Origin of the sequence: Ornithinibacillus salinisoli (assembly GCF_042684965.1) — a bacterium.
GTDB classification, from domain to species: Bacteria; Bacillota; Bacilli; order Bacillales; family Amphibacillaceae; genus Ornithinibacillus; species Ornithinibacillus salinisoli.
The window spans coordinates 91,780-113,241 of record NZ_JBHUMI010000015.1 but is presented as its reverse complement, the minus strand read 5'-3'; the positions used below and the strand labels follow the sequence as shown (position 1 = coordinate 113,241).

General features: G+C 36.5%; 23 protein-coding genes and 1 pseudogene. 13 read left to right on the top strand and 11 right to left on the bottom strand.

Translation table 11 applies throughout. The annotated features are described in order from the left end of the window. The first annotated feature begins 160 nt into the window (after positions 1-160). The 7 genes and pseudogenes from ACFSTA_RS10345 (at position 161) to ACFSTA_RS10315 (ending at position 6,024) form a co-directional block, all read left to right on the top strand. Positions 161-964, top strand: a complete 804-nt coding sequence (locus ACFSTA_RS10345; protein WP_377556597.1) for a helix-turn-helix domain-containing protein — start codon at positions 161-163, stop codon at positions 962-964. Positions 965-1,060: 96 nt separating this feature from the next. Next, the gene (locus ACFSTA_RS10340; RefSeq protein WP_377556596.1) at positions 1,061-1,312 is read left to right on the top strand and encodes a hypothetical protein; all 252 of its coding nucleotides are present in this window, start codon (positions 1,061-1,063) and stop codon (positions 1,310-1,312) included. A 65-nt stretch (positions 1,313-1,377) separates the two neighbouring features. Continuing rightward, positions 1,378-2,274: a DUF899 family protein gene (locus ACFSTA_RS10335; RefSeq protein ID WP_377556595.1), complete on the top strand. Its 897-nt coding sequence runs from the start codon at positions 1,378-1,380 to the stop codon at positions 2,272-2,274. Positions 2,275-2,505: 231 nt separating this feature from the next. Next, positions 2,506-3,372: an AraC family transcriptional regulator gene (locus ACFSTA_RS10330; protein WP_377556594.1), complete on the top strand. Its 867-nt coding sequence runs from the start codon at positions 2,506-2,508 to the stop codon at positions 3,370-3,372. Between the two features lie 2 nt (positions 3,373-3,374). Continuing rightward, on the top strand, positions 3,375-3,818 hold the full coding sequence (locus ACFSTA_RS10325; protein ID WP_377556593.1) for a VOC family protein: 444 nt from the start codon (positions 3,375-3,377) through the stop codon (positions 3,816-3,818). A 285-nt stretch (positions 3,819-4,103) separates the two neighbouring features. Continuing rightward, positions 4,104-4,503, top strand: a pseudogene (locus ACFSTA_RS10320) (VOC family protein). 78 nt (positions 4,504-4,581) lie between these two features. After that, positions 4,582-6,024: an amidase family protein gene (locus ACFSTA_RS10315; protein ID WP_377556592.1), complete on the top strand. Its 1,443-nt coding sequence runs from the start codon at positions 4,582-4,584 to the stop codon at positions 6,022-6,024. Positions 6,025-6,069: 45 nt separating this feature from the next. Here the strand turns inward: ACFSTA_RS10315 and ACFSTA_RS10310 are convergent, their stop codons facing one another. The 3 genes from ACFSTA_RS10310 to ACFSTA_RS10300 form a co-directional block, all read right to left on the bottom strand. Beyond that, positions 6,070-6,993, bottom strand: a complete 924-nt coding sequence (locus tag ACFSTA_RS10310) for an SDR family NAD(P)-dependent oxidoreductase (RefSeq protein ID WP_377556591.1) — start codon at positions 6,991-6,993, stop codon at positions 6,070-6,072. 69 nt (positions 6,994-7,062) lie between these two features. Next, complete coding sequence (locus tag ACFSTA_RS10305) at positions 7,063-7,635, bottom strand: TetR/AcrR family transcriptional regulator (protein WP_377556589.1); 573 nt, start codon at positions 7,633-7,635, stop codon at positions 7,063-7,065. 143 nt (positions 7,636-7,778) lie between these two features. Further along, the gene (locus ACFSTA_RS10300; RefSeq protein ID WP_377556588.1) at positions 7,779-8,291 is read right to left on the bottom strand and encodes a hypothetical protein; all 513 of its coding nucleotides are present in this window, start codon (positions 8,289-8,291) and stop codon (positions 7,779-7,781) included. Positions 8,292-8,463: 172 nt separating this feature from the next. On the opposite strand from ACFSTA_RS10300, the gene ACFSTA_RS10295 reads away from it, so the two are divergent. Continuing rightward, on the top strand, positions 8,464-10,248 hold the full coding sequence (locus ACFSTA_RS10295) for a methyl-accepting chemotaxis protein (RefSeq protein ID WP_377556586.1): 1,785 nt from the start codon (positions 8,464-8,466) through the stop codon (positions 10,246-10,248). 109 nt (positions 10,249-10,357) lie between these two features. Further along, positions 10,358-10,672: a YbjQ family protein gene (locus tag ACFSTA_RS10290; protein WP_377556585.1), complete on the top strand. Its 315-nt coding sequence runs from the start codon at positions 10,358-10,360 to the stop codon at positions 10,670-10,672. A gap of 45 nt (positions 10,673-10,717) precedes the next feature. Here ACFSTA_RS10290 and ACFSTA_RS10285 read toward each other — a convergent pair whose 3' ends face one another. The 3 genes from ACFSTA_RS10285 to ACFSTA_RS10275 are packed head-to-tail and all read right to left on the bottom strand — an operon-like array spanning position 10,718 to position 12,714. Beyond that, entirely contained in the window at positions 10,718-11,287 is a 570-nt protein-coding gene (locus ACFSTA_RS10285) for a DNA-3-methyladenine glycosylase I (RefSeq protein WP_377556584.1), read from the bottom strand. Positions 11,288-11,289: 2 nt separating this feature from the next. After that, the gene (locus tag ACFSTA_RS10280) at positions 11,290-12,129 is read right to left on the bottom strand and encodes a sulfurtransferase (protein WP_377556656.1); all 840 of its coding nucleotides are present in this window, start codon (positions 12,127-12,129) and stop codon (positions 11,290-11,292) included. A gap of 12 nt (positions 12,130-12,141) precedes the next feature. Further along, entirely contained in the window at positions 12,142-12,714 is a 573-nt protein-coding gene (locus ACFSTA_RS10275) for a GNAT family N-acetyltransferase (RefSeq protein ID WP_377556655.1), read from the bottom strand. A 79-nt stretch (positions 12,715-12,793) separates the two neighbouring features. On the opposite strand from ACFSTA_RS10275, the gene pepT reads away from it, so the two are divergent. After that, positions 12,794-14,026 (top strand): peptidase T, encoded by a 1,233-nt coding sequence (gene pepT, locus ACFSTA_RS10270; RefSeq protein WP_377556583.1) that lies wholly within the window; start codon positions 12,794-12,796, stop codon positions 14,024-14,026. A gap of 35 nt (positions 14,027-14,061) precedes the next feature. Here the strand turns inward: pepT and ACFSTA_RS10265 are convergent, their stop codons facing one another. After that, on the bottom strand, positions 14,062-15,249 hold the full coding sequence (locus ACFSTA_RS10265) for an MFS transporter (protein WP_377556582.1): 1,188 nt from the start codon (positions 15,247-15,249) through the stop codon (positions 14,062-14,064). Between the two features lie 229 nt (positions 15,250-15,478). Between ACFSTA_RS10265 and ACFSTA_RS10260 the strand changes: the two genes are divergently transcribed. Then, positions 15,479-16,543 (top strand): D-alanyl-D-alanine carboxypeptidase family protein, encoded by a 1,065-nt coding sequence (locus tag ACFSTA_RS10260; protein WP_377556581.1) that lies wholly within the window; start codon positions 15,479-15,481, stop codon positions 16,541-16,543. A 38-nt stretch (positions 16,544-16,581) separates the two neighbouring features. Here the strand turns inward: ACFSTA_RS10260 and ACFSTA_RS10255 are convergent, their stop codons facing one another. Both ACFSTA_RS10255 and ACFSTA_RS10250 read right to left on the bottom strand, forming a co-directional pair. After that, positions 16,582-17,052 carry an SRPBCC family protein gene (locus tag ACFSTA_RS10255; RefSeq protein WP_377556580.1) on the bottom strand — a complete coding sequence of 157 codons (471 nt, stop codon included), beginning with the start codon at positions 17,050-17,052 and terminating at the stop codon, positions 16,582-16,584. A gap of 78 nt (positions 17,053-17,130) precedes the next feature. Continuing rightward, the gene (locus ACFSTA_RS10250) at positions 17,131-17,583 is read right to left on the bottom strand and encodes a DUF2269 family protein (protein WP_377556579.1); all 453 of its coding nucleotides are present in this window, start codon (positions 17,581-17,583) and stop codon (positions 17,131-17,133) included. A gap of 151 nt (positions 17,584-17,734) precedes the next feature. On the opposite strand from ACFSTA_RS10250, the gene ACFSTA_RS10245 reads away from it, so the two are divergent. Beyond that, positions 17,735-18,295 (top strand): nitroreductase family protein, encoded by a 561-nt coding sequence (locus ACFSTA_RS10245; protein ID WP_377556578.1) that lies wholly within the window; start codon positions 17,735-17,737, stop codon positions 18,293-18,295. Positions 18,296-18,335: 40 nt separating this feature from the next. Here ACFSTA_RS10245 and ddlA read toward each other — a convergent pair whose 3' ends face one another. Together ddlA and ACFSTA_RS10235 are read right to left on the bottom strand one after the other, a co-directional pair. Next, complete coding sequence (gene ddlA / locus ACFSTA_RS10240) at positions 18,336-19,436, bottom strand: D-alanine--D-alanine ligase (protein WP_377556577.1); 1,101 nt, start codon at positions 19,434-19,436, stop codon at positions 18,336-18,338. A gap of 148 nt (positions 19,437-19,584) precedes the next feature. Then, entirely contained in the window at positions 19,585-20,451 is an 867-nt protein-coding gene (locus tag ACFSTA_RS10235) for an AraC family transcriptional regulator (protein ID WP_377556576.1), read from the bottom strand. Positions 20,452-20,858: 407 nt separating this feature from the next. On the opposite strand from ACFSTA_RS10235, the gene ACFSTA_RS10230 reads away from it, so the two are divergent. Beyond that, positions 20,859-21,356, top strand: coding sequence for a CotY/CotZ family spore coat protein (locus tag ACFSTA_RS10230; RefSeq protein ID WP_377556575.1), 498 nt, complete (start codon positions 20,859-20,861; stop codon positions 21,354-21,356). Positions 21,357-21,462 lie beyond the last annotated feature (106 nt).

Below are 21,462 nucleotides of genomic sequence, written 5' to 3'. Positions count from 1 at the left end.
AAGTGCTCTCAAAAAATTAGCTCAAAATGCAATGTATCAACATATAACATCAAAATTTATCTGAATGTGGTAGGATTTTTTCCTCTCGATATCGAATCTATAAATATTAAGATACACTTTCGATTCTGAACGGGAGTTACATGCGGGAGGTGTTAGGCAGATGAACAAGCTGACAAGTGAAAAGAAAAAAGTAGTTTTACAAGCTATTGAATATATGAAAAATCATATAGATGAAGAAATCACTTCTGAAGCATTAGCAAAACATGTGGGCTATAGCCCTTACCATTTTAGTAGAATTTTTAAAGATATTACTGGCGTTTCGCCTCGGCACTATTTATCAGCTTTACGAATTGAGGCTGGGAAAGAAATTCTTATAAACTCATCCTCCTCTATTTTAAAAACATTATTACATGTTGGTTTTCGGAGTATGGGTAGTTTTAACACAAAATTCAAGAAGTTTGTGGGACTTCCTCCAAAACAATTTCAATCTAGCATTCAGGATTTACATCAATTTATAAATGAATTTGAGTTTTCAGAGGAACTAACTCAAATAGATATTCAAAACCCTTCCATTACATGTCATCTAGAAATACCATCAACCTTTAAAGGAATATTATTTGTTGGACTATTCCCACGGCCAATTCCAGACCAAAACCCTATTCATGGCACGGCAATTAGTCACCATGAAAAAAGCTGTACATTTACTAACATCCCGCTTGGTACCTACTATATTATGGCTACCGCAATATCAAGGAGTATAAACCCAATAAATTATTTTGTATTGGATAATGCTTTGCGTGGTATGGCCGATACACCTATACATATACAAGAGAATACCGCGGAAACCGTACATATTTTACTACGAGAGCCGTTACCATATGATCCTCCGATTTTAATAAATTTACCGAAGCTACTTTTCGAAAAAGATAACAAAGCAAACAAGAAGAAAAACAATGCCAACTAAACTGATAAAGTATATGTAATAACAATTTAAGGAGGAATATAATGTTAAACCAAGTTTGTGTTTTAACTATAAAGGTAGAGGATATGAAAGAAGGCATTGAACTTCTATACGAAACAACTGGATTTCTCTGTTTCAAAAGTCTATGGGGACAATATTATTAGCTTAGAACATAATGGAATTCCCTTAGTACTTGAAAAAATAGAAAAAACAAATACACCCTCACCATCTAATGTTGTACTTGGTATTCAATCCGAAAATATTCATGATGATTTTACGAGACTGAAAGCAAAACAGGTGAAAATACTTTTGATGAACCAAAGCCTTGTCCTTCCGGATATTTCTTTGTGATTGAAGACCCCACTGGAAATCAAATAGAAATTGTAGAGTTTACAACTGAAAAGGAGTGAATATTAATGGAACAATTATTACAAGAGGAAATTGGTAAGCTGGAAAAGGAAATAATAGAAAAGAAACAAAAACTAGTAGAATTGAAGAAATCACTACCCATGAAAAAAGTGAAAAACTATCAATTTATGAATTCTACAAATAAGACCGTTCACTTAAACGATTTATTTGGTGATAAAGATGAACTTATCGTTGTTCACAACATGGGAAAAGGTTGTTCTTACTGTACCATGTGGGCTGATGGGTTCAATGGTGTCTTTCATCATATTGTTGAAAAAGCTGGATTTGTTGTTGCTTCTCCGGATAGCCCGGAAATTCAAGATGCATTTGCAGCAGAACGAAGATGGCAATTTCCGATGATCTCAACAAACGGAACAACGTTTAAGGAGGACTTTGGATTTAAGGACGAAAAAAATGTTTATCCAGGTGTCTCGACATTTAAGAAGGATACGGATGGTCAAATTTTTCATGTTGCAAACGCACCTTTTGGACCTGGTGATGACTTCTGTTCCGTTTGGCCATTGTTTGATCTGCTCTCTTCTGGTTCAAATGACTACCAGCCTAAGCGTACCATTAATAAGAACGCAGACTTTCAATTAACGAATAACATTGCAGTCCAAGTCACCAATTATCCCGAGGCTATCGATTTCTATACGAATGTTCTAGGAATGGAAATCGAGGAAGTCTTCAAGAAAGAGACTAAATTACGTATTGGTGGACAACATTTTTATATAGAAAATAATGAAACAGGAAATACATTTTTCGAATTCGCGGTTACAGATTTTCAGAAGACTAAAGAACTATTACTGGATAATGGGTGTGAGATCACCAGAGAATATAATGATGAAAGCATAATGGTTTCAGATCCATATGGATTACAATTCCATTTGTTTGAAAGAGCTTAGTACGAAATGAATACTCCTTTCAATTGCTCGTCCTATGGGCTTCCTTGATGTGGGGGGAACTAACGGATCGTCATTTAAGGTCGGTTAACGTAGTAGGGTTAACACATTAGTCAAGTTTGATGAGTGATTCGTATTGCCCAACACTGTTGAAAAATAGCAGAAATTTTTGGGAAGGAAGTCCGTTAACTCTTTTGCTTGTATTTATTTTATAAAGAATTGGAGGTGCCGTATATGTATTCTAGTTTAAGCAACTCCTTTATGCCATTACAGTTTGGAAACGAAAAGGTGAGGTACAAAGAGCACTCGCCCACAGTGGCTCTACTCCCTTACATTGCTTGCTACTGGACGGTAACAGGCGAAGAACTCTCAATTGGAGAGAAGAAGTATTTGAAAGTATTGCCCGATGGCTGTATCGATTTTATTTTTCAAGAAGACCGATCGTTGGGGTGTATAGGGAAGGTTACCGGAGCAATGAGTCAGTTTGCTGACATTCCAATTCATCGAAGTTCGGCTTTCCTTGGTATTCGTTTTCGTCCTGGAGGCTTTCATTCCCTTTTTCAAGTGGCTGCTAGTTCGCATACTGGTCACTCCATCACCCTGTCAGATATCGACAAGTCATGGGCAGAGATTCAGTATCGGTTAAATGAAGCGGACGACAAAATCACCTTGTTAAATACCGTGCTATTACAGAAATTAAAGCATCGAAAGAGCGTTCAAAATGATTTACCAATAACTAACTTGTTGCACCATATTTATCAGCAGCGAGGAAATATAAAAGTACAGCAGCTAGCTAAAGATGGATTCATGAGTACAAGGAATGTACAGCGTTTATTTTTGGATTGGATTGGTCTTAGTCCGAAAACATTCTGTCGGATTGTTCGTATTCAGTTTTCATTGCGTTCTCTACTTTGTAATAGAGACGATAGTGTTGCAGAGATAAGTGCATCCTTTGGTTATAGTGACCAGGCACATTTCATTCGGGAGTTCCGGAATCATACAGGGATGACTCCAACATGTTATTTGTCCGATTTATTCAAGACATCTTCCCACTCAGCTATTAGGATTGGAGAGAACAACAATAACGAGAGGGGAAATTAAAAATGAAGCTAGATAATGTTCGTTTACTCGTCACAAACTTTGATGATTGTTTGCACTTTTACCAAGAAATCCTCGGATTTAATCTGACATGGGGAGAAGTTGGTGGGAATTACGCTAGTTTTGATGTTGGCGATGGAAAAGTGTTAGCATTGTTCCGAAAAAATTTAATGGCTGAAGCAGTTGGAACTGTAGATTTACCTGTACAATCGGTAGCCCAAGACAGATTTGCGTGTGTTTTTAAAGTAACAAATTTGGAGCAAACAGTCCGAGACATTGAAGAACGAGGCGGAAGATTTATCTCATCGATTCAAAAGAAACCACTTTGGGGCATTCAAGCGGTTCACTTACGAGACCCAGAAGGAAACTTAATAGAGATTATTACGGGATTGCCAGAAGAAGAATGGGACGAGTCGTTGCTAGAAAAAGACAGGAAATATGAGTCTTAAGTGAGTGACTCTTGGAGTTAGTTTAAAAAATAACGCAATAGAAATATTTTGAGCCTGTTTTGATCATTCTTTTTCAAAAACAGGCTTTTATTATCCTATTATATTAGTGTTACAAGGATTTTAAACAAACTGTATTTTTAACCAATGTCAACCACTACCCTATCGATCGAACAACACGGCTTTAAAGAGAACAACGAATGGATAGAAGCTATTCAATGGCACAAGATGGTTCAGTCTGATGATCTTATTACATGATATGTTATAAATCACAAAGGAGAGAGTCTAGTGATCTACGAAATGACCGTTCAAATTCGAGTTGCAAATATAAAGGAAGGTCAAAAATGGTATGAAGTATTACTAAATAAAAAACCTGATTTTATACCACATGATGGTTTTGCTGAATGGGAACTGATCCCTGGGAGTTGGTTACAAGTGGCTGAAGGAATGCCTACAAAAGATAGTGGACCGATTCGTCTTGGTGTAATGGATATCGAAGCAGAGCGTACTAGAATTATGAATTGAGCTTGATGTGGAAAGCTTTGATATTCATTCGAGAGAAGAAGTTCCTGTTAAATGGGGTACATTTACCGACCCTTGGGGGAATCGCCTAGGCTTCTTTGAATATATTAATCAATCTGAAAAAAACGATAGAATAGCGTCCATAATAGGTGAATATAATCTCTGAAAGTTATATAATTTTAACAATATTATTAAAGTTTAACATTGTACCATTCTATTATCATTTTTCAGGAGGATGTCTAACATGACGAACAAACCGTTCGAGCTAAGTGAAGCAACGATCGCTTCGATCCAATCTAGTATGGAAGCTGGTAAATTGACCGCTAAAAAACTGACGATGCTGTATTTAGAGCAAATTGCCACATACAATCATAATGGACCGAACATTAACGCTGTTCTTGAAATAAACCCAGATGCACTTCATATCGCTGAAGCTCTAGACGTAGAACGTAAGCAAAGAGGACCACGTGGGCCTCTTCACGGAATTCCGGTATTACTGAAGGATAACATCGAAACTGGAGATAAAATGCATACCACAGCAGGTTCTCTCACATTAAAAGATCATTATGCAAAAGAAGATGCCCACATTTCAAAAAAACTTCGTGAAGCAGGAGCTATTATCTTAGGAAAAGCTAATTTAACAGAATGGGCTAATTTCATGACAGTAGGCATGCCTAACGGGTATAGCTCCCATGGCGGACAAGTATTAAATCCATACGGACCTGGCAAGTTTGATGTAGGTGGGTCAAGTTCTGGACCTGGAGCAGGAATTGCTGCAAACTTTGCTACAGTTGGAATTGGGACAGAAACAAGCGGATCTATCCTTAGCCCAGCAAGTAGTAACTCGCTTGTCGGTATTAAACCTACTGTTGGATTATTAAGTCGGACAGGGATAATTCCCATAGCAAATAGTCAAGATATCGCTGGACCTATGACTCGAACGGTATCAGATGCTGCGATCCTATTAGGAGCATTAACTGGGATTGATCCAGAAGATCCCGCAACAGCAGTAAATCCAGAAGTAATAAACGATTACACATCGTTTTTAAATGTTGATGGGTTAAATAACTCTCGATTAGGTATATCTCCGGAATATCTTAAAGGGCTACCAGAAGAAGAGCAAACATTGATAAATGATGTGTTGATGGATATGAAAAAACTTGGGGCAAAAATTATAGATTCAATTGAACTCCCTACAAATCTACCAAATTCAACGGTTCTTTTTCATGAGTTTAAAAATGGTTTGAATGCTTATTTATCAAGGCTAGACACAAATGCACCAGTTCATTCTTTATTAGATGTGATCAAGTATAACCAAACACACGCAAAGGATGCGTTAAGGTATGGTCAAAAGCTACTACTAGATTCAGAGAGTAAAAGTGGTTCTCTAACGGAAGCGGAATATATTAATGACCGGCTAAATGACATACAAACCTCACAGACAGAGGGCATTGATTTAGTTATCGAAAACAATAACTTAGATGCACTAGTTTTCGCTAATAATTACGGCGCAGGAATTGCAGCTAAAGCAGGATATCCATCTATCACAGTTCCCGCTGGATATACTTCTGAAGGAAAGCCTGTCGGTATCACCTTTACAGGACTCGCTTTTAGTGAAGGTAAATTAATTGAATTGGCATATGCTTTTGAACAAGCAACAAATTTTCGTAAACCACCAATTTTATAACCATATTGGATGAAGCCAGATACTAGCTTATCTGGCTTCATTTTATTATTGATAAGATTTTATTGTATTCTTTATCCCTTCACGATATGGTGTTCGAGGAACAGGCCCAATAAATTTCTCGTACTTAGCTCCATCTAATACGACAGGTTCTTCATTTAAATACTGCATCTCAACAAACTCTCGCATCTGCTTATCGACTATTCCTACCATACGAAGCATATTCCTCGTAACCATCCCAACTGGCTTATCATAATCTGTCAGATCACGAATATGTTGAATAACCTCTTCACCTGAAATAACATCATAGGCAGGAATATTCCAGCTTTCCCCATAAGCATTATCGCGAAAAGCAAGTTCTACTATTGCCTTAGCACCGTCTGGTGTATATATATGTTCCCTTAATACATCTTTTTTGCCGATAAATCTAGACTTTTTACCAGCAACAATTGATCTTATCATATAATTAAGCTGCGCGTTTTCCGCATATGGTCCATAAAAATCCGGAAAATGTGCTATAAAATACGTCACCCCCGATTCCTTAATCATATCGGCCATTTTCAAGCGTAATTTTCCTTTTTTAGTATTTGGCTTTTTCGGAGTGGATTCGTTCACTTTCTTTCCATTACTTCTTCCATACGCATAAATATTATCAACTACTGCTAACTTTGCTTGCACATTCTTTGTAGCTGTTATTACATTTTTAGTTAATGGTAATAGATGTGCCTCCCAGTCACTATATGGTATGTTTATCGCTTGAAAAATCACATCCACGTTTTGGGCTGCTTGTTCTAGTTCACTTTGATTGAAAACGTCCCCGGATGTGATGGAAACATTCGAATTCCCATTAAACATTTCTTTTAATTTTTTCTCCTTGCGTGCGAAAGCAATTACTTCAATCCCTCGATTTGATAACTCATTGACTATTGCATAACCCATTCCACCTGATGCTCCTAATACTAATGCCTTCATTAAAATCCCACCTCCATATTTAATTGACCACTGGTCATTTATGGGTAAAAAAATAAAGACATGCAATCTTTATTTTTTCGTCCACTGCAGTAACAACTCTACATGGTATTCTGCCGCACCTTTCGCGTCATCAAAACTTGTAATATGCCTTAAATAATGTGAAACAAAACCATGTAGTGAAATAAAAATAGACCAAATTGTTTGGATAGATACTTTCTTTTCACTTAGCCTACTTACCTGACTTGCAAATTTCTGATAGGTTTTCATTGGACTTTCGTTTATGAAGTTCTTCACTTCTTCGTCTTTAATTAAAAACATGATCTCGTAATGACTTTGATGTGTTAAGCCAAACTCTATAAAACCTAGGAAAATCTGCTTTAGTTTTTCTTGATCTTCTAATTCCTGTTCTACTAACTGATCAATTTTTTGATCCAACATGAGAAAATGTTTCTCTACCAAAGCATAGAATAATTCTGCTTTATTTTTAAAATGATAATAAATCGCCCCATGGCTATAATTAAGTTTCTTTGCAATTTGTCTCATTGAAACCTGTTGGTATCCTTTTTCTACAAATAAGTCCCTAGCAGCATCCATAATCATGTCCCGGGTCAATTCTTTTTCTACCGCTTTTCTAGCAACCATAAAATCCTCCATTTAATTTACCACTGTTCAATTAACAGTGTAATACAGCAACACAAATTAATCAAGTTGAGGATAAATGCTTTTTTCATTGGACAATTGCTATTCGGCATTAAAAAAGACTACTCCAAATCGGAATAGTCAAGTTACGCATCATTCCAAACAATTTCTCCGCATTGTTCTTCATGATCTATTTTTACATCAAAATAATGTTTTTCATAAAAATAAGTTAATCGATCAACATGATCAAAATCTCTTTCTACAATATCTCCCGTTATATATTGAACATTTTCATCTCTTGCTAAATCCTTTAAATGCTTCATTAATATAGATCCATACCCTTTATTTTCTTCTCCTTTAATATCGGCAATATGAATCGTGTTATCATCTTTATATTCTGTCTGAATTGCTGAGTGCCACTTTCCACGATATGGACTATCACAACTATGCAGCATTAACTGACAGTTTTCTTCATCTCTATCTGCATAAATTACAACCCAATTATCTTCTTTCGTTTGATCTATACTAATCACTTCTGCGTTTTTGGCAATTTCTTTAATATTATTTTGCATGCGAAAGAGCTGTATTTCCAATGAATCTAACTCTTCCTTCAGTTGTTCTTTATTTTTATCATTTTCCAAAAAAGCTGATCCAATCATCTCTTTCACCTCCATAATGTTATACAAACACAGTTTGCTATTTTACTAGATAATTAGGTATGATTTCAAGTGTTAGAAAATTCGATATCGAATAATACAAATAGTACTTAATAATCCGACAAAATAACCGATATATAGAAAAACGCGTCTTGTCTACAATTGGGGGATACATATGAAGAAAATAAAATTCAGATTTAAGAAAGCAAAACCGGCAAAAGTTAAAGCAAAGCCTGCAAAAAGTAAAATGAAGAAAAGATTAAATTTAATTCGCAACATGAAGATTAGCAGAAAGTACATGACCGCCTTTTTTACAACAGCAGGCTTATTCTTAATTGCCGGCGTTATTGTGTACATTCAATTAATCAAAGGTCAACAGGATATCGAAAAGATTGATGAATATAGTAAACGGGTAAATGATATGGCAGACATGTCCGCTATCATCCAAGGTAAAGATGTACAAATCGCTGATTATTTGCTTTCTGAAAGCAATCGATACATAGAAGCATTTACAGATTACCAGGAACAATTCGATGCTTTAGTGGAAAAAGTAGAACCTACTATGAATACGGAACAGCAAAAAGTTTTATTTACCCAAATAATAGAAAATGACCAAGAACTCAATAGTATCTTTTTCGATGAAATCGGTTCTGCTCTGGATAGTGGTCAGCAATATCTAGCAGGCTTAATCCGCAATCGATCATCTGAGTTAAGATCAACTACTGTTGGATTAGTTGATGAATTAATGAATATTGTCAAAAAGGATCAAGAAGAAGCTGTACAGCAATCAAAAAGTAGCTTAGATGCAAGTGCACTCTTATTAGTAATAGCAATTCCTGTAGCACTAATAGCTGGTATTGTCTTGATGTTATTTATTAGCCGATCTATATCTTCTAATCTAAATAACGTCGTCAAGATTACTTCTGAGGTAGCGAGCGGAAACTTATTAGTAAAATCAATGGAATACAATAGTAAAGACGAAATTGGTCAATTAGCAAATGCTGTGAATCAAATGAAGGAGAACATTCACAATATCTTATTAAAAGTTTCTTCTGCATCTGAACTAGTTTCATCAAGAAGTGATGTACTAACTCAATCTGCAGTTGAAGTGAAGGAAGGTAACGAGCAAATCGCAACAACAATGGAAGAGTTATCTTCAGGTTCGGAAACGCAAGCTAACAGCGCTTCTGACTTAGCAGAAAGCATGAATGATTTCGTTCAAAGAGTAAAGCTTTCCGAGCAAAATGGACAAGAAATTGCCAAATCATCAGAAAATGTATTAAGCTTAACGAATGACGGTACTACATTAATGAAACAGTCTGTTACTCAAATGAATCAAATTGACACAATTGTTGCAGAAGCTGTTGGCAAAGTTCAAGGGTTAGAAAATCAATCGAATGAAATTTCCAAATTAGTGTCCGTGATTAAAGATATTGCAGATCAAACGAACTTATTATCACTAAATGCAGCAATCGAGGCTGCCAGAGCGGGTGAACATGGTAAGGGATTTGCAGTAGTAGCTGATGAAGTGAGAAAATTATCCGATCAAGTAGCATCATCTGTAGGAGAAATTACAACTATTGTACAAAGTATCCAAATGGAGACAAATGATGTCGTTACGTCACTAAATAGTGGTTATAGTGAAGTAAAAGAGGGTACATCTCAAATTGAAGCAACTGGCCGTAGTTTTGAAACCATTAATAGTTCCGTTTCAGAAATGGCAGAGAAAATAACAACTATTTCCGTAAACCTAAAAGATATTGCGGAAAATAGTAGTAATATGAATAATTTAATTGAAGAGATTGCTTCCGTTTCTGAGGAATCTGCAGCAGGAGTAGAACAAGCAGCTGCTTCATCACAACAAACATCAAGCTCTATGGAAGAAGTTTCTAGCAATGCAGACGAACTAGCGAAACTAGCAGAACAACTAAATGATGAATTAAAAGTATTTAAGCTCTAGTAACTAAACCCAATGCCCTTTCGTATGAATACTGGGCATTGGGTTTTTATTATAGGTTATGAATTTCCTTTTCATTTGGGTAATATAAATAATGTTGGAGGTGTAAATGATGATCATTGTAACTACAAATCAAATACCAGGAAAGAACGTTGTTGCTCTTAAAGGATTTGTACAAGGTAGTACGGTTCAATCTAAGCATGTTGGTAGAGACATTGGCGCAGGATTAAAAACGCTTGTTGGTGGAGAGATCAAAGGTTATTCAGATATGATGGTTGAAGCAAGAACGATAGCATTCCAACGAATGGTACAGGAGGCAGAAGATCTTGGAGCTAATGCCATAATAGGCATGCGCTATCAAACTTCACAAGTTATGAGTGCTGCTTCAGAAGTCATTGCTTACGGTACAGCTATATTAATTGACTAGTTGAAAACGATCTACCACAAAAGATAAGGTAGATCGTTTTCTTATTTAACGACTATGGGCCAAAAAACAGTCACTCGTATGGTCATTTACCATTCCAGAAGCTTGCATAAATGCATAGCAAATCGTAGGGCCAACAAATGAAAATCCACGTTTCTTCAAATCTTTACTCATTTCCTCTGACTCTTTCGTAGCAGCAGGTACCTTATCAATAGTCTCCCAATTATTTACTATGGGCTTTCCACCTACAAACTTCCAAATATATTGATCAAAACTACCGAATTCCTTCTGTACGTTTAAAAACGCCCTCGCATTTTTGATGACGGACCTAATCTTAAGTCTATTTCGGATAATCCCTTCGTTCTGCAAAAGTTCATTTACTTTTTCCTCATCAAAGTTACTTACGATTTCAGGTATAAATTGTTCAAAAGCTGTTCGATAATTTTCCCTCCGTTTTAGTATTGTAATCCAGCTTAGCCCAGCTTGAGCCCCTTCTAAAGACAACATTTCAAAAAGCTCTCGGTCATCATGAGTTGGTCTTCCCCACTCTTGATCATGGTAGGCAATATATAATGGATTATCTACTGGAACCCAATCACAACGTTTTTTATTTTCCAAAGCTACTCATCCCTTTTCTCTACTCTATTATCTTCATATGAAATCCAATCACTAAAACTCCCTGGGTATAGTTTCACATTTTTGTACCCCAAACGCTTTAAAGCAAGTATATTTGGACACGCCGAAACCCCTGACCCACAGGAAACAATGATTTCGTCATCTTTGTTTAATGATGCAAAATGTTCTCGAAGCTCTTCCTCCGTTTTCCATGAGCCATCTTCTCGTAAGACATTCTTCCAAAAGAAATTTTTGGCACCTGGAATATGACCTGCCTTTTTATACAGAGGTTCTTCCTTTCCAAGATAGCGATCCTTTGCACGTGAATCGATTAATATTGCATCTGCAGATTCTATATTTTCTTTTATTCGATTAACATCAACAATCTGATCTTGACTAACATTTGGCTGAAACGTTTTCTTTCTAAACATCGGTACTTCTATAGAAGTTTCATATCCCTTTGCAATCCAAGCAGCAAACCCACCATCCAATAGGTAAACTTTCTCATGTCCCATATATTGAAGTAGCCACCAAAGCCTGGAAGCAAACATATCATTGTGTTGGTCGTAAACGACAACAGTTGTATCCTGATCGATACCAATTTCACCAAGTTTTTGAGCAAAATCTTTTGGATTTGGTAACGGGTGTTTTCCACCATGCTCATAAACTTTTCCTGAGAGATCGTTATTTAAATCCAGATAAGCAGCACCTGGTATGTGCCCACTCTCATATGCTATTCTACCGGCGCTTGGATCTTGTAACTGAAACCGCACATCTACGATGACGATATTTTCATTTTGAGTTTGCAACTTTTCTAATTGTTCAGCATCTATTAAAAACATTATGATATCCCTCCACTAGTTTATTATTTTACCCATATAATACTCATCAACAAACATGCCGTCTATGAAGAGTGAATCCTTCTTCATTCCTTCAATTTCAAAGCCAGCGTTTTGGTATAAAGAAACTCCAGCATTATTTTTCGTTACAACAGTCAGTTCTAAACGATGAAGTGTGTTCTCTCTAGCCCAGTGATCCAATTCATTAAATAACGCAGTTCCTATTCCCTTACCTCTATACGCGGCAAGGATTCCGATAACTAAATAGGCACTATGTTTGGTTCGTTTTGTATTTCCACCGATTGCAAATAGATAGCCGACGAGCTGCTCTCCTTCTTCAACAACGAAAATAGTTGCATTGTCTTGCTTCGTTAAAGCTTGAATCATGTTACGTTGTTTTTCAGCAGTAGGCTTTCTCTCCCCAGGATCATAAAGCATAAACTCACTTTCACTTTCAACCTGTTCCACTAACTTCGCCAAGCCCAACGCATCATCTAACCTAGCCTCCCTAATCATACGATCCCCACCTTTTGTCGAAAATTGTCGGTGCCTGTCACCTGTCGAATTTTGTTCCTCTTCATTATATTCGATAAAAGTTCGTGTTTTCCTCTTAGAAAATATTTCGAGTTACGGTATAATTAGAATAAGATTACATAAAGGAGAGGTAACCATGAGAGAAGATATCATGAAACGATTTACTACGTATGTACAAATTGATACCCAGTCAAATGAAGAACATGATACAACACCTTCTACACCTGGACAATTTGAGTTAGCAAATCTATTACTGGATGAACTGAAAGCTATTGGTATGGAAGACGTTACGGTGGATGAAAATGGATATGTAATGGCTACTCTACCAGCAAACACAGACAAGGATGTCCCTACTATCGGTTTCCTTGCCCATGTTGATACAGCAACTGACTTTACTGGTAAAAACGTAAAGCCACAAATCATTGAAAACTTTGATGGCAACGACATCACATTAAATAAAGAATTAAATGTAGTCCTCTCAGCGAATGAATTCCCTGAGTTACCAAGCTATAAGGGACATACATTAATTACAACCGATGGAACAACATTGCTTGGAGCAGATAATAAGGCAGGTATTGCCGAGATCATGACAGCAATGGATTATTTAATTAAAAACCCAAATATAAAGCATGGGAAAATCCGTGTTGCCTTTACTCCTGATGAAGAAATCGGTCGTGGACCACATAAGTTTGATGTCGATCGTTTCCAAGCAGCCTATGCCTACACCGTAGATGGAGGACCACTAGGAGAGCTTCAATATGAAAGCTTTAATGCAGCTGGGGTAAGAGTAACTTTTAATGGAAATAGTGTTCATCCGGGAACAGCCAAAAACAAAATGGTTAATGCCGGAAAAATGGCCGCTGAATTCATTAATAAGTTCCCAGTACAAGAAGCACCTGAGCATACAGAAGGATACGAAGGATTTTATCATCTCATTTCTGTTAATGGAGATGTGGAACAAACAATAGTAACATATATTATTCGTGACTTCGACCGAGATAGCTTTGAAGAGAAAAAAGCTACTCTTCAACATTTTGTTGAAGAAATGAAAGAAAAACATGGCGATTCTAGTGTTGCATTAGAAATGAATGACCAATATTACAACATGCGTGAGAAAATAGAACCTGTTATGGAAATCGTTGATATTGCCAAACAGGCGATGCAAAATCTAGATATTGAACCTATCATTCGGCCAGTCCGTGGTGGTACTGATGGATCACAATTATCGTACATGGGGTTACCAACACCGAATATTTTCACAGGTGGAGAAAACTTCCACGGCAAATTCGAATACATTTCCGTAAACAATATGGAAAAAGCAACTAAAACTATTGTAGAAATTTGTAAGTTATTTGAAAAAGAACAGTAATAAGGAAGTCAGATTCGTTTACGAATCTGACTTTCTTATTTTTTTACCCCGAACGATATAATCAACCCAATAACTAATAGAAGTGCAAGCACACTAAATGTTAACGTATAGCTCCCGGTTTTCATTAATCCTATTCCAACAATGGGTCCAAGCATGGCACCAATAAATAAAATGAATGCGTAGAAGGAGTTGGCTAATGCTCTTTGCTCTCCCCCCAACTGCCCCACCAGCATCATTATAGCAGGAAATATCATAGAAATACCTCCTACATAAATGATGCTCATGATAACAATCAACAATAAATGCCATGCTATACCTAATGAAAGCAATCCAATAATTGCCGTTACAAGACCAAGTCTTAATGTTGTCATGACCCCCAGTTTATTCACGATCATTCCCGTCAGTGGCGAAAGAATCATTCCAATTATACCAACAGCTCGTATATATAGAATTTCTACATCCGTAAGATGGAAAGGAGAACTACTTAAATATCCACCCAGTACGGTATACATCCCAATAAAAGTAAGTAACAGAAAAATGGTTATGGTATAGCAATATATAAAATTCTTTTGGCTAAAAATTACCTTTGTTTGCTGTAAATAATAGGATACTCCTTTATGTGTGGTACTCTTTCCAGAGGATGGAAGACTACATAATACAGTAAGAAAAGTGATGAAATAAAAGATACCGAATAAGATAAAAACAAAATGCCAATCAAACGTTTGATTAATAATATCTGCAATCACTTGACCAAAAATTCCCGCCGTTACGTACCCAAAACTAATAAATCCGATAGCTGTTACTATTTTTTTCTTTGGAAAAATATCAAATACATATGCTAATGCTGTCGGAGCAAATGTTGCCGCTACAAAACCTTGTACTCCACGAAGTACAACCAACCCATAAAAGGAATGAACAAAACCGATGGCAAATGTTATGATGGTTAATGAGGCTAGACCAAATACGATAATTTGTTTCCTACCATATCGATCTGCTAGTGGCCCAAATAACAAAAAGCCAATTCCATAAAAAAGAGAAAAAGAACTACTAGTCCAAGCAGCTACTGTTTCCGTGACTTGATATTCACTAGAAAATGGAATGATAAGCGGTGTTGTCACATAAACACTAGAAACAACGATTAATGCACACCAAAATAGCAAGCCGATTATGGCACGATAATTCAACACTAAGTTTGGTTTAATTTCGGTAACAGCCTCCGACATTTGAGCGCACTCCTTTCGATATACCTTCTACATCTATATGGAAAAATGGCAGGAATGTGCGACTGCATATGCTCCAGAATACCCCACTAAACAAATTGTATTTTTTTTACATTTTACACATAAATACCTATTGATCCAGTTAGATGGTTTATGAGAAAATAATATCTATGCTTGTTAAATAGAAACTGAAAGTATCTTTTCACCAACGTATACGAAGGAGAGGCGAAACATGCTGAAAGGCAAAAAATCAATAGCTGTATTCGTTATTGTAATAGCGTTATTGTTAACTGGTTGTAATTCTTTTCATCAAGAATCTCCAGAAGAAACAAGCCAACCGGATACTAGCAATGAACAGGATCAAGAAGAACAGCAAGATGATAATAATGAAGATATAAATGAGGAAGAAGAAATGCTAACCCTACCAAAGAAAGATTTACAAAAAGGTGACAAGGGTGAACCCGTTCGTATATTACAAGAAATATTAATCGAACTTGGATATGAAATAGACTTAACAGAAATATATAATCAAGAAACCGTGTGGGCAATCACGGACCTTCAAGTACAACAAGAGGATTTTGATGTCACTGGAATTTATGAAGAACAAACGAGGGAAATCCTAGAACTAGTCATAACCGGTGACCTGCAAATAACTCCTGGTTCTGCATTAGCCTTTCAAGAGAGTACTACAATAGATGAGGAAACTGTAGAATTGGGAAATCCTTATGAAATATTAGCTCTGATTAATAAAAAACATGCTTTACCTGCGGATTACGAGCCAGAAGATCTTGTCGTACCAGACGTCCGCTTCCCTTTTCCTGAGGACCTTCCGAAAAAACAAATGAGAAAAATAGCAGCCAAGGCCCTTGAGCAAATGTTTGCTGCAGCTGATCAAAAAGGTTTAGATTTATTTGCTCAGTCAGGATTTCGTTCTTACGAAAGACAGGAAGGGCTATTTGCCTCTTATGTAAGTGCTCATGGGGAAGAGGAGGCAAATACGTTTAGTGCAAGACCAGGTGAGAGCGAACATCAATCTGGGCTCGCGATGGACGTCACAAGTCCTGATGCTGACTATCAATTAACCACGGCGTTTGGTGAAACGGAAGAAGGCATATGGCTGCAGGAAAATGCCGCAGATTTTGGGTTTATTATCCGCTATCCATTAGGAAAAGAAGAAATAACCGAGTATCAATATGAACCATGGCATTTACGTTATGTTGGAGTTAGAGCAGCTAAAGAAATCATGGAACAAGAAATAACTTTGGAAGAATATTTAGGAGAATTAAAAAAGAACTAGGGCTCGAATTCCTAGTTCTTTTCCTGTTCACAAAAAATCTATTGTGTAACTTCGGAATTCGCTTCTGATTCCGCTACCTGCTTCACGCGCTCGACAAATTGAATAACCACTTTGTCCCCACCACCAAGTTTCATTAATAATTTCGCAATCCACTTTAATGGTTTGTTCGTCGTCGTATACACAAAATACGTTCTACCATCTTCTAGCTGCTCTACCTCATAAGTTGCTGTAATCTCAAACATATTTGCTAGTATAAAAGCTACTTTCATTTTCTTATGATCGGCATGGTTCTCATAAGCCAATGTTTCTATTTCATATTCTTGAACCCGTTTCCTCTCTTGAAACTTCTGGAGATAAATACTTCCTACTTTATCTTCTGTCTCTTTGATTAGCTTATTCTCAATTACATTCGGCATTATTTTTTGCATGTCTTCTAAGGAACCATCAAGCAATTTCCATACCTGTTCAATTGGGGCATTAATATTCTTGCCCTTTCTCCACTCTCTCATCAAATCAACCTTTCAAGAATAATCATTTATCTAATTCTATCATATTGCTACTACTAAAAAATATAATGCTAGTGTTTGTTAAAATGGCTTCAATATCATCAAAGCTATCACAATCAGGAATATCGTGTTTTCCATTCTTTCCACAAAAAATAGTCTCTTAGCAAGCATATGGTATTGTTCAGGAATCTCCTCTCCCTTATACGCTTGTAAAAGTTTCTTAATTGGTTTAGATCTTGGTGATAGGACGAGGGGACCAAATGCTAATGCAATTAAAAACAATATTAAACTTGTCATATACCACCCTTGTTTAAAAAGATATGGATGAATAAACCCCATCCATAATCCGGTGATTAATAATAAACTACCACCGACCATCACAAAAATATGTAATCGATTACGTATAGCGTAGGCATGTCTGAGTTCAGTCATCGTCGAAGCATTTGATACTGTAAAAATCATGACAAAACCAGGTCCCATGCCTACTATAGCTGAAAATATATGAATAAATACTAAGAATTCATAGAATGTCATGTGTATCACCTCCAAGTATCCTATCACCATATTATCATGAATAGCATGCAATAGACGCGAGAAATATCACATGTAAATTTGCTTTTTAGCAAGATTTCAACTACAATTATTGAGAATAATTATCAATTACACAACAAAGGGGTAGATTCTCGTGGAAAATATAAAGCAGCGATCCCAGCTCGCACAAATCATTCGTGAACGTCGCGCTGTTAAAAAGGGATATACGAATAAAGAAGTAACCGAAGAAGTTGTTCTCGACTTACTTGATAGTGCTGTGTGGGCACCAACACATGGTATGCGCCAACCATGGAGGTTTATCTTTATCGGACAAGATCAAAGACCCGATTTTGCTAGAAGAGTAGCTGCAACATATCCAGAAGAAAAGCAAGCAAATCGAGAAGCATATTTAAATGAACCAAATGCTGTTCTCGTTGTTGTCATGGATGAACCAGATAATCAAAAACAATGGGATGAAAATTATGGGGCTGTTTCATGTATGATTCAAAATTTTTGGTTACTCGCTTGGGAACAAAAACTAGGAGTTGTTTGGAAAACAAACCCACATATATACGATCCAAAAGTAAAAGACATTTTACAAGTAAGTGAACACGAAAAAATTGTAGGTTTTTTACATATGGGGTATTTTGATCAAGATCCTGTGGAAAAAGAACGAATTTCTGTATCAGATAAATTTTCAACGTACAACAAATAGAAGAAACACCAAATGCGTACTAGCATTTGGTGTTTCTTACTTAATCCCAAACTGTATTTTTTAACTGATTGTCACGTTGATGACGTTCGATGGCCAGTTCGATGAGCTTACTGATTAATTCGGAGTAAGGAATACCACTAATCTCCCATAGCTTTGGATACATACTGATCTTTGTAAACCCTGGTAATGTATTCACTTCATTTACGTATAACTCTCCACTTTCTGTTAAGAAAAAGTCTACACGTGCTAGTCCTTCACACTGTAATGTTTCAAAAGCTTTTACAGCTGCATTTTGGACCTTCTTCGTCATTTCTGCAGATAATTCTGCAGGAATGGCAAGTTCTGCACCTTTTTCATCAATATATTTGGATTCGTATGAATAAAATTCTGTTTGAGGTAATATCTCTCCAGGAACTGATGCAATCGGGTCTTCATTTCCTAAGACAGAACACTCAATCTCCCGTCCAACAACTGTTTCTTCAATAACAATTTTGTTATCATACTGGAAAGCTGAGTCGACAGCTTCATCAAATGCTTCTTTTGTTGAAACCTTACTAACCCCGACAGATGACCCTTGATTTGCCGGCTTAATAAACATAGGTGTTCCTAAGTATTTTTTAACCTCTTCGAAATTTACCATATTGCGCTTCGCTTTTGAAAAAGTTGCTCCTTTAGCAACGTTTAATCCAGCAGCATGAAGGAGACGTTTTGCGATGTCTTTGTCCATACAGATTGAAGAACCTAGTACACTCGGTCCTACAAATGGTAGGTTTGCAATGCGTAACATTCCTTGAAGACTACCATCTTCCCCTAACGTTCCGTGTACAATTGGAAAGACAACATCTAATTGATCTAGATTAACCGCATTTCCTGCATGAATCAATTGACGATCCATAGACCCGGGAACAATAGCAATATTATCGTTTGATTTATTTAATTGTATTAGTTTTGGATTTTCGGCATTGATCAAATAAGAGGATTGATCATTTAAATGCCATTTTCCTTCTTTATCAATTCCAACTAGTACGACTTCATATTTTTCTTTATCAATTGCATCTACAATGTTTTTTGCAGATTGTAGGGAAACTTCATGCTCAGCAGATTTTCCACCGAAGATAATACCGACTTTTTTCTTCATCATAGACTTCCTTTCCAAGAAATTAAACCATATATTTAAAATAGCATAAACTAGCTTGTTTTTGATAGTAACAACAAGGAAAAGTCATCTAAATTTAATGAACTCGAAAAAAAGAGTGACTACAAATGTAATCACTCTTTCTCTCACCAAGCTATTTCTTCATAATAGGGATCCAAACTTCACAGCGATGGTCATCATCATCAACTTTTCCTTCGATAGGATATACTTCCATCTCAGGTGCATTAGCATGTTCATACCCTGTTGAAGGGAACCATTCCGAAAATATTCTTTCCCATACTTTTTGAATAGATCCTGGAAGTGGACCGACTGCTTCAAACACAGCCCAAGTAGAAGCGGGGATTACTTTTTCTTCCCAATCTGCAGGTGCTTCATCATTTTTTTCAACTGCAATAAAGTAAGTGAATAGATCCTGTTGACTATCAAACTCCATGCAAACTCCAAGAACTCCCATGGGACCAGAAGCTTTTTCCAACTCTTCGCCAAATTGACTAGTATTTGTTTCCTGCCAGAATTCTGGGATTCTACGTAAATTTTCCCCATCTCTTGTTGTCACTTGAATTCCTTTACCCATAATTCGAAATGCTTTTCTTTCCACGATTCTGTAATCCATTTCAACATCTCCCTTTATTTGAATTTGAAAGGATAGCTTAGGAAAGGCCTTCAGCGACTGACCTTTATTCTTTACTGTTGACGGACTTAATCCATGTACTCTCCTAAAAGCTTTTGAGAACGATTCTGGTGTTTCATAACCATACTTTAAAGCAACATCAATTACTTTACTATTTGATTGAATCAATTCCTGAGCTGCAATGGTAAGACGACGTTTTCGTACATACTCGGCTACCGTTACACCTGTCAGAATATGAAACATACGTTGAAAGTGAAATTTTGACATATGTGCAACCGCAGCAACTTGGTCAATCTCAATTTCATATTCCAGATTTCTTTCTATATAATCAATGCTATCAATTAATCGCTGAAGTCCAGACAAATGCACGATCCCCTCTCTTCATATCAATTTAGCACGCTTCCTATCTTAAATCCTGCTAATTTGTGCTTTCTTTTGACAGAGTAAAACTACTATTTTCTAATATTATAAATCAAAACTTCATATAATTGGCAGTTTTCCCATAAAAAAGAGAGCCAGCATATAGTTTTACTGGCTCTAAAATTTCATGGATTGTGGGTAAGATCTACTCTGGTACATGTAGATCTCTACTATTTTCTATGTCATATCGAACTAATCGGTGTTGGCAAATAAACTAGTACATACATATATTTCTTATTATAATTATGGCCAACTTCATCATTTTTACTAGAAATAGACTAGTAAACAACCACGGTGATCTTTCATACATAGATTATAATGTATCAAAAAATATAAAAAGAAAGAGAGGTTTTTCTATGAGTTGTTCTCAAGGCAAATTCCAAGAAGATTGTGTTTGTGAAGTTGTTCGTAAAATTGTCAAAGCACAAGACGAAGTAGCCGCTGCTGCAAATGATAACTGTTGTACTACTGGGTGTAAACAATCTATTGACCAGTTACTCTCCCCTACGGTTTCCCCTGTCGATACTACTATTCCATTCCTACTTTATTGCAAAGGGGATTGCGATCTTTTTGTTGCAACAGGGGTAAAAGGCAATGCTGTGTATGATTGCGTAGAAACTGCTGTGTTCCGTGCTAAAAAGATTGACAAGGGGTGCTGTGCTGTTCTAGAGCTACTAGAATTCGAGGAAGCTCCTTGCCCACCACACCATCATGATAAAAAGGCTAGTGGATGTGATTTAATTGTTCCACCAAATACAGGCAATCTAGTGGAAACTGGAATTTGTATTACTGTTGATCTTCACTGTTTCTGTGCAATTCAATGTTTATCCCCAACAACACCTTTAGAAGTCTAATCACCTCCAAATCACATTCCAAGACTGCATTTTTTATGTAGTCTTGGTTTTTGGGTTAGAGGTGAAAGAAATAACTACACAAAGCACGATTGATTGGAATTATTTG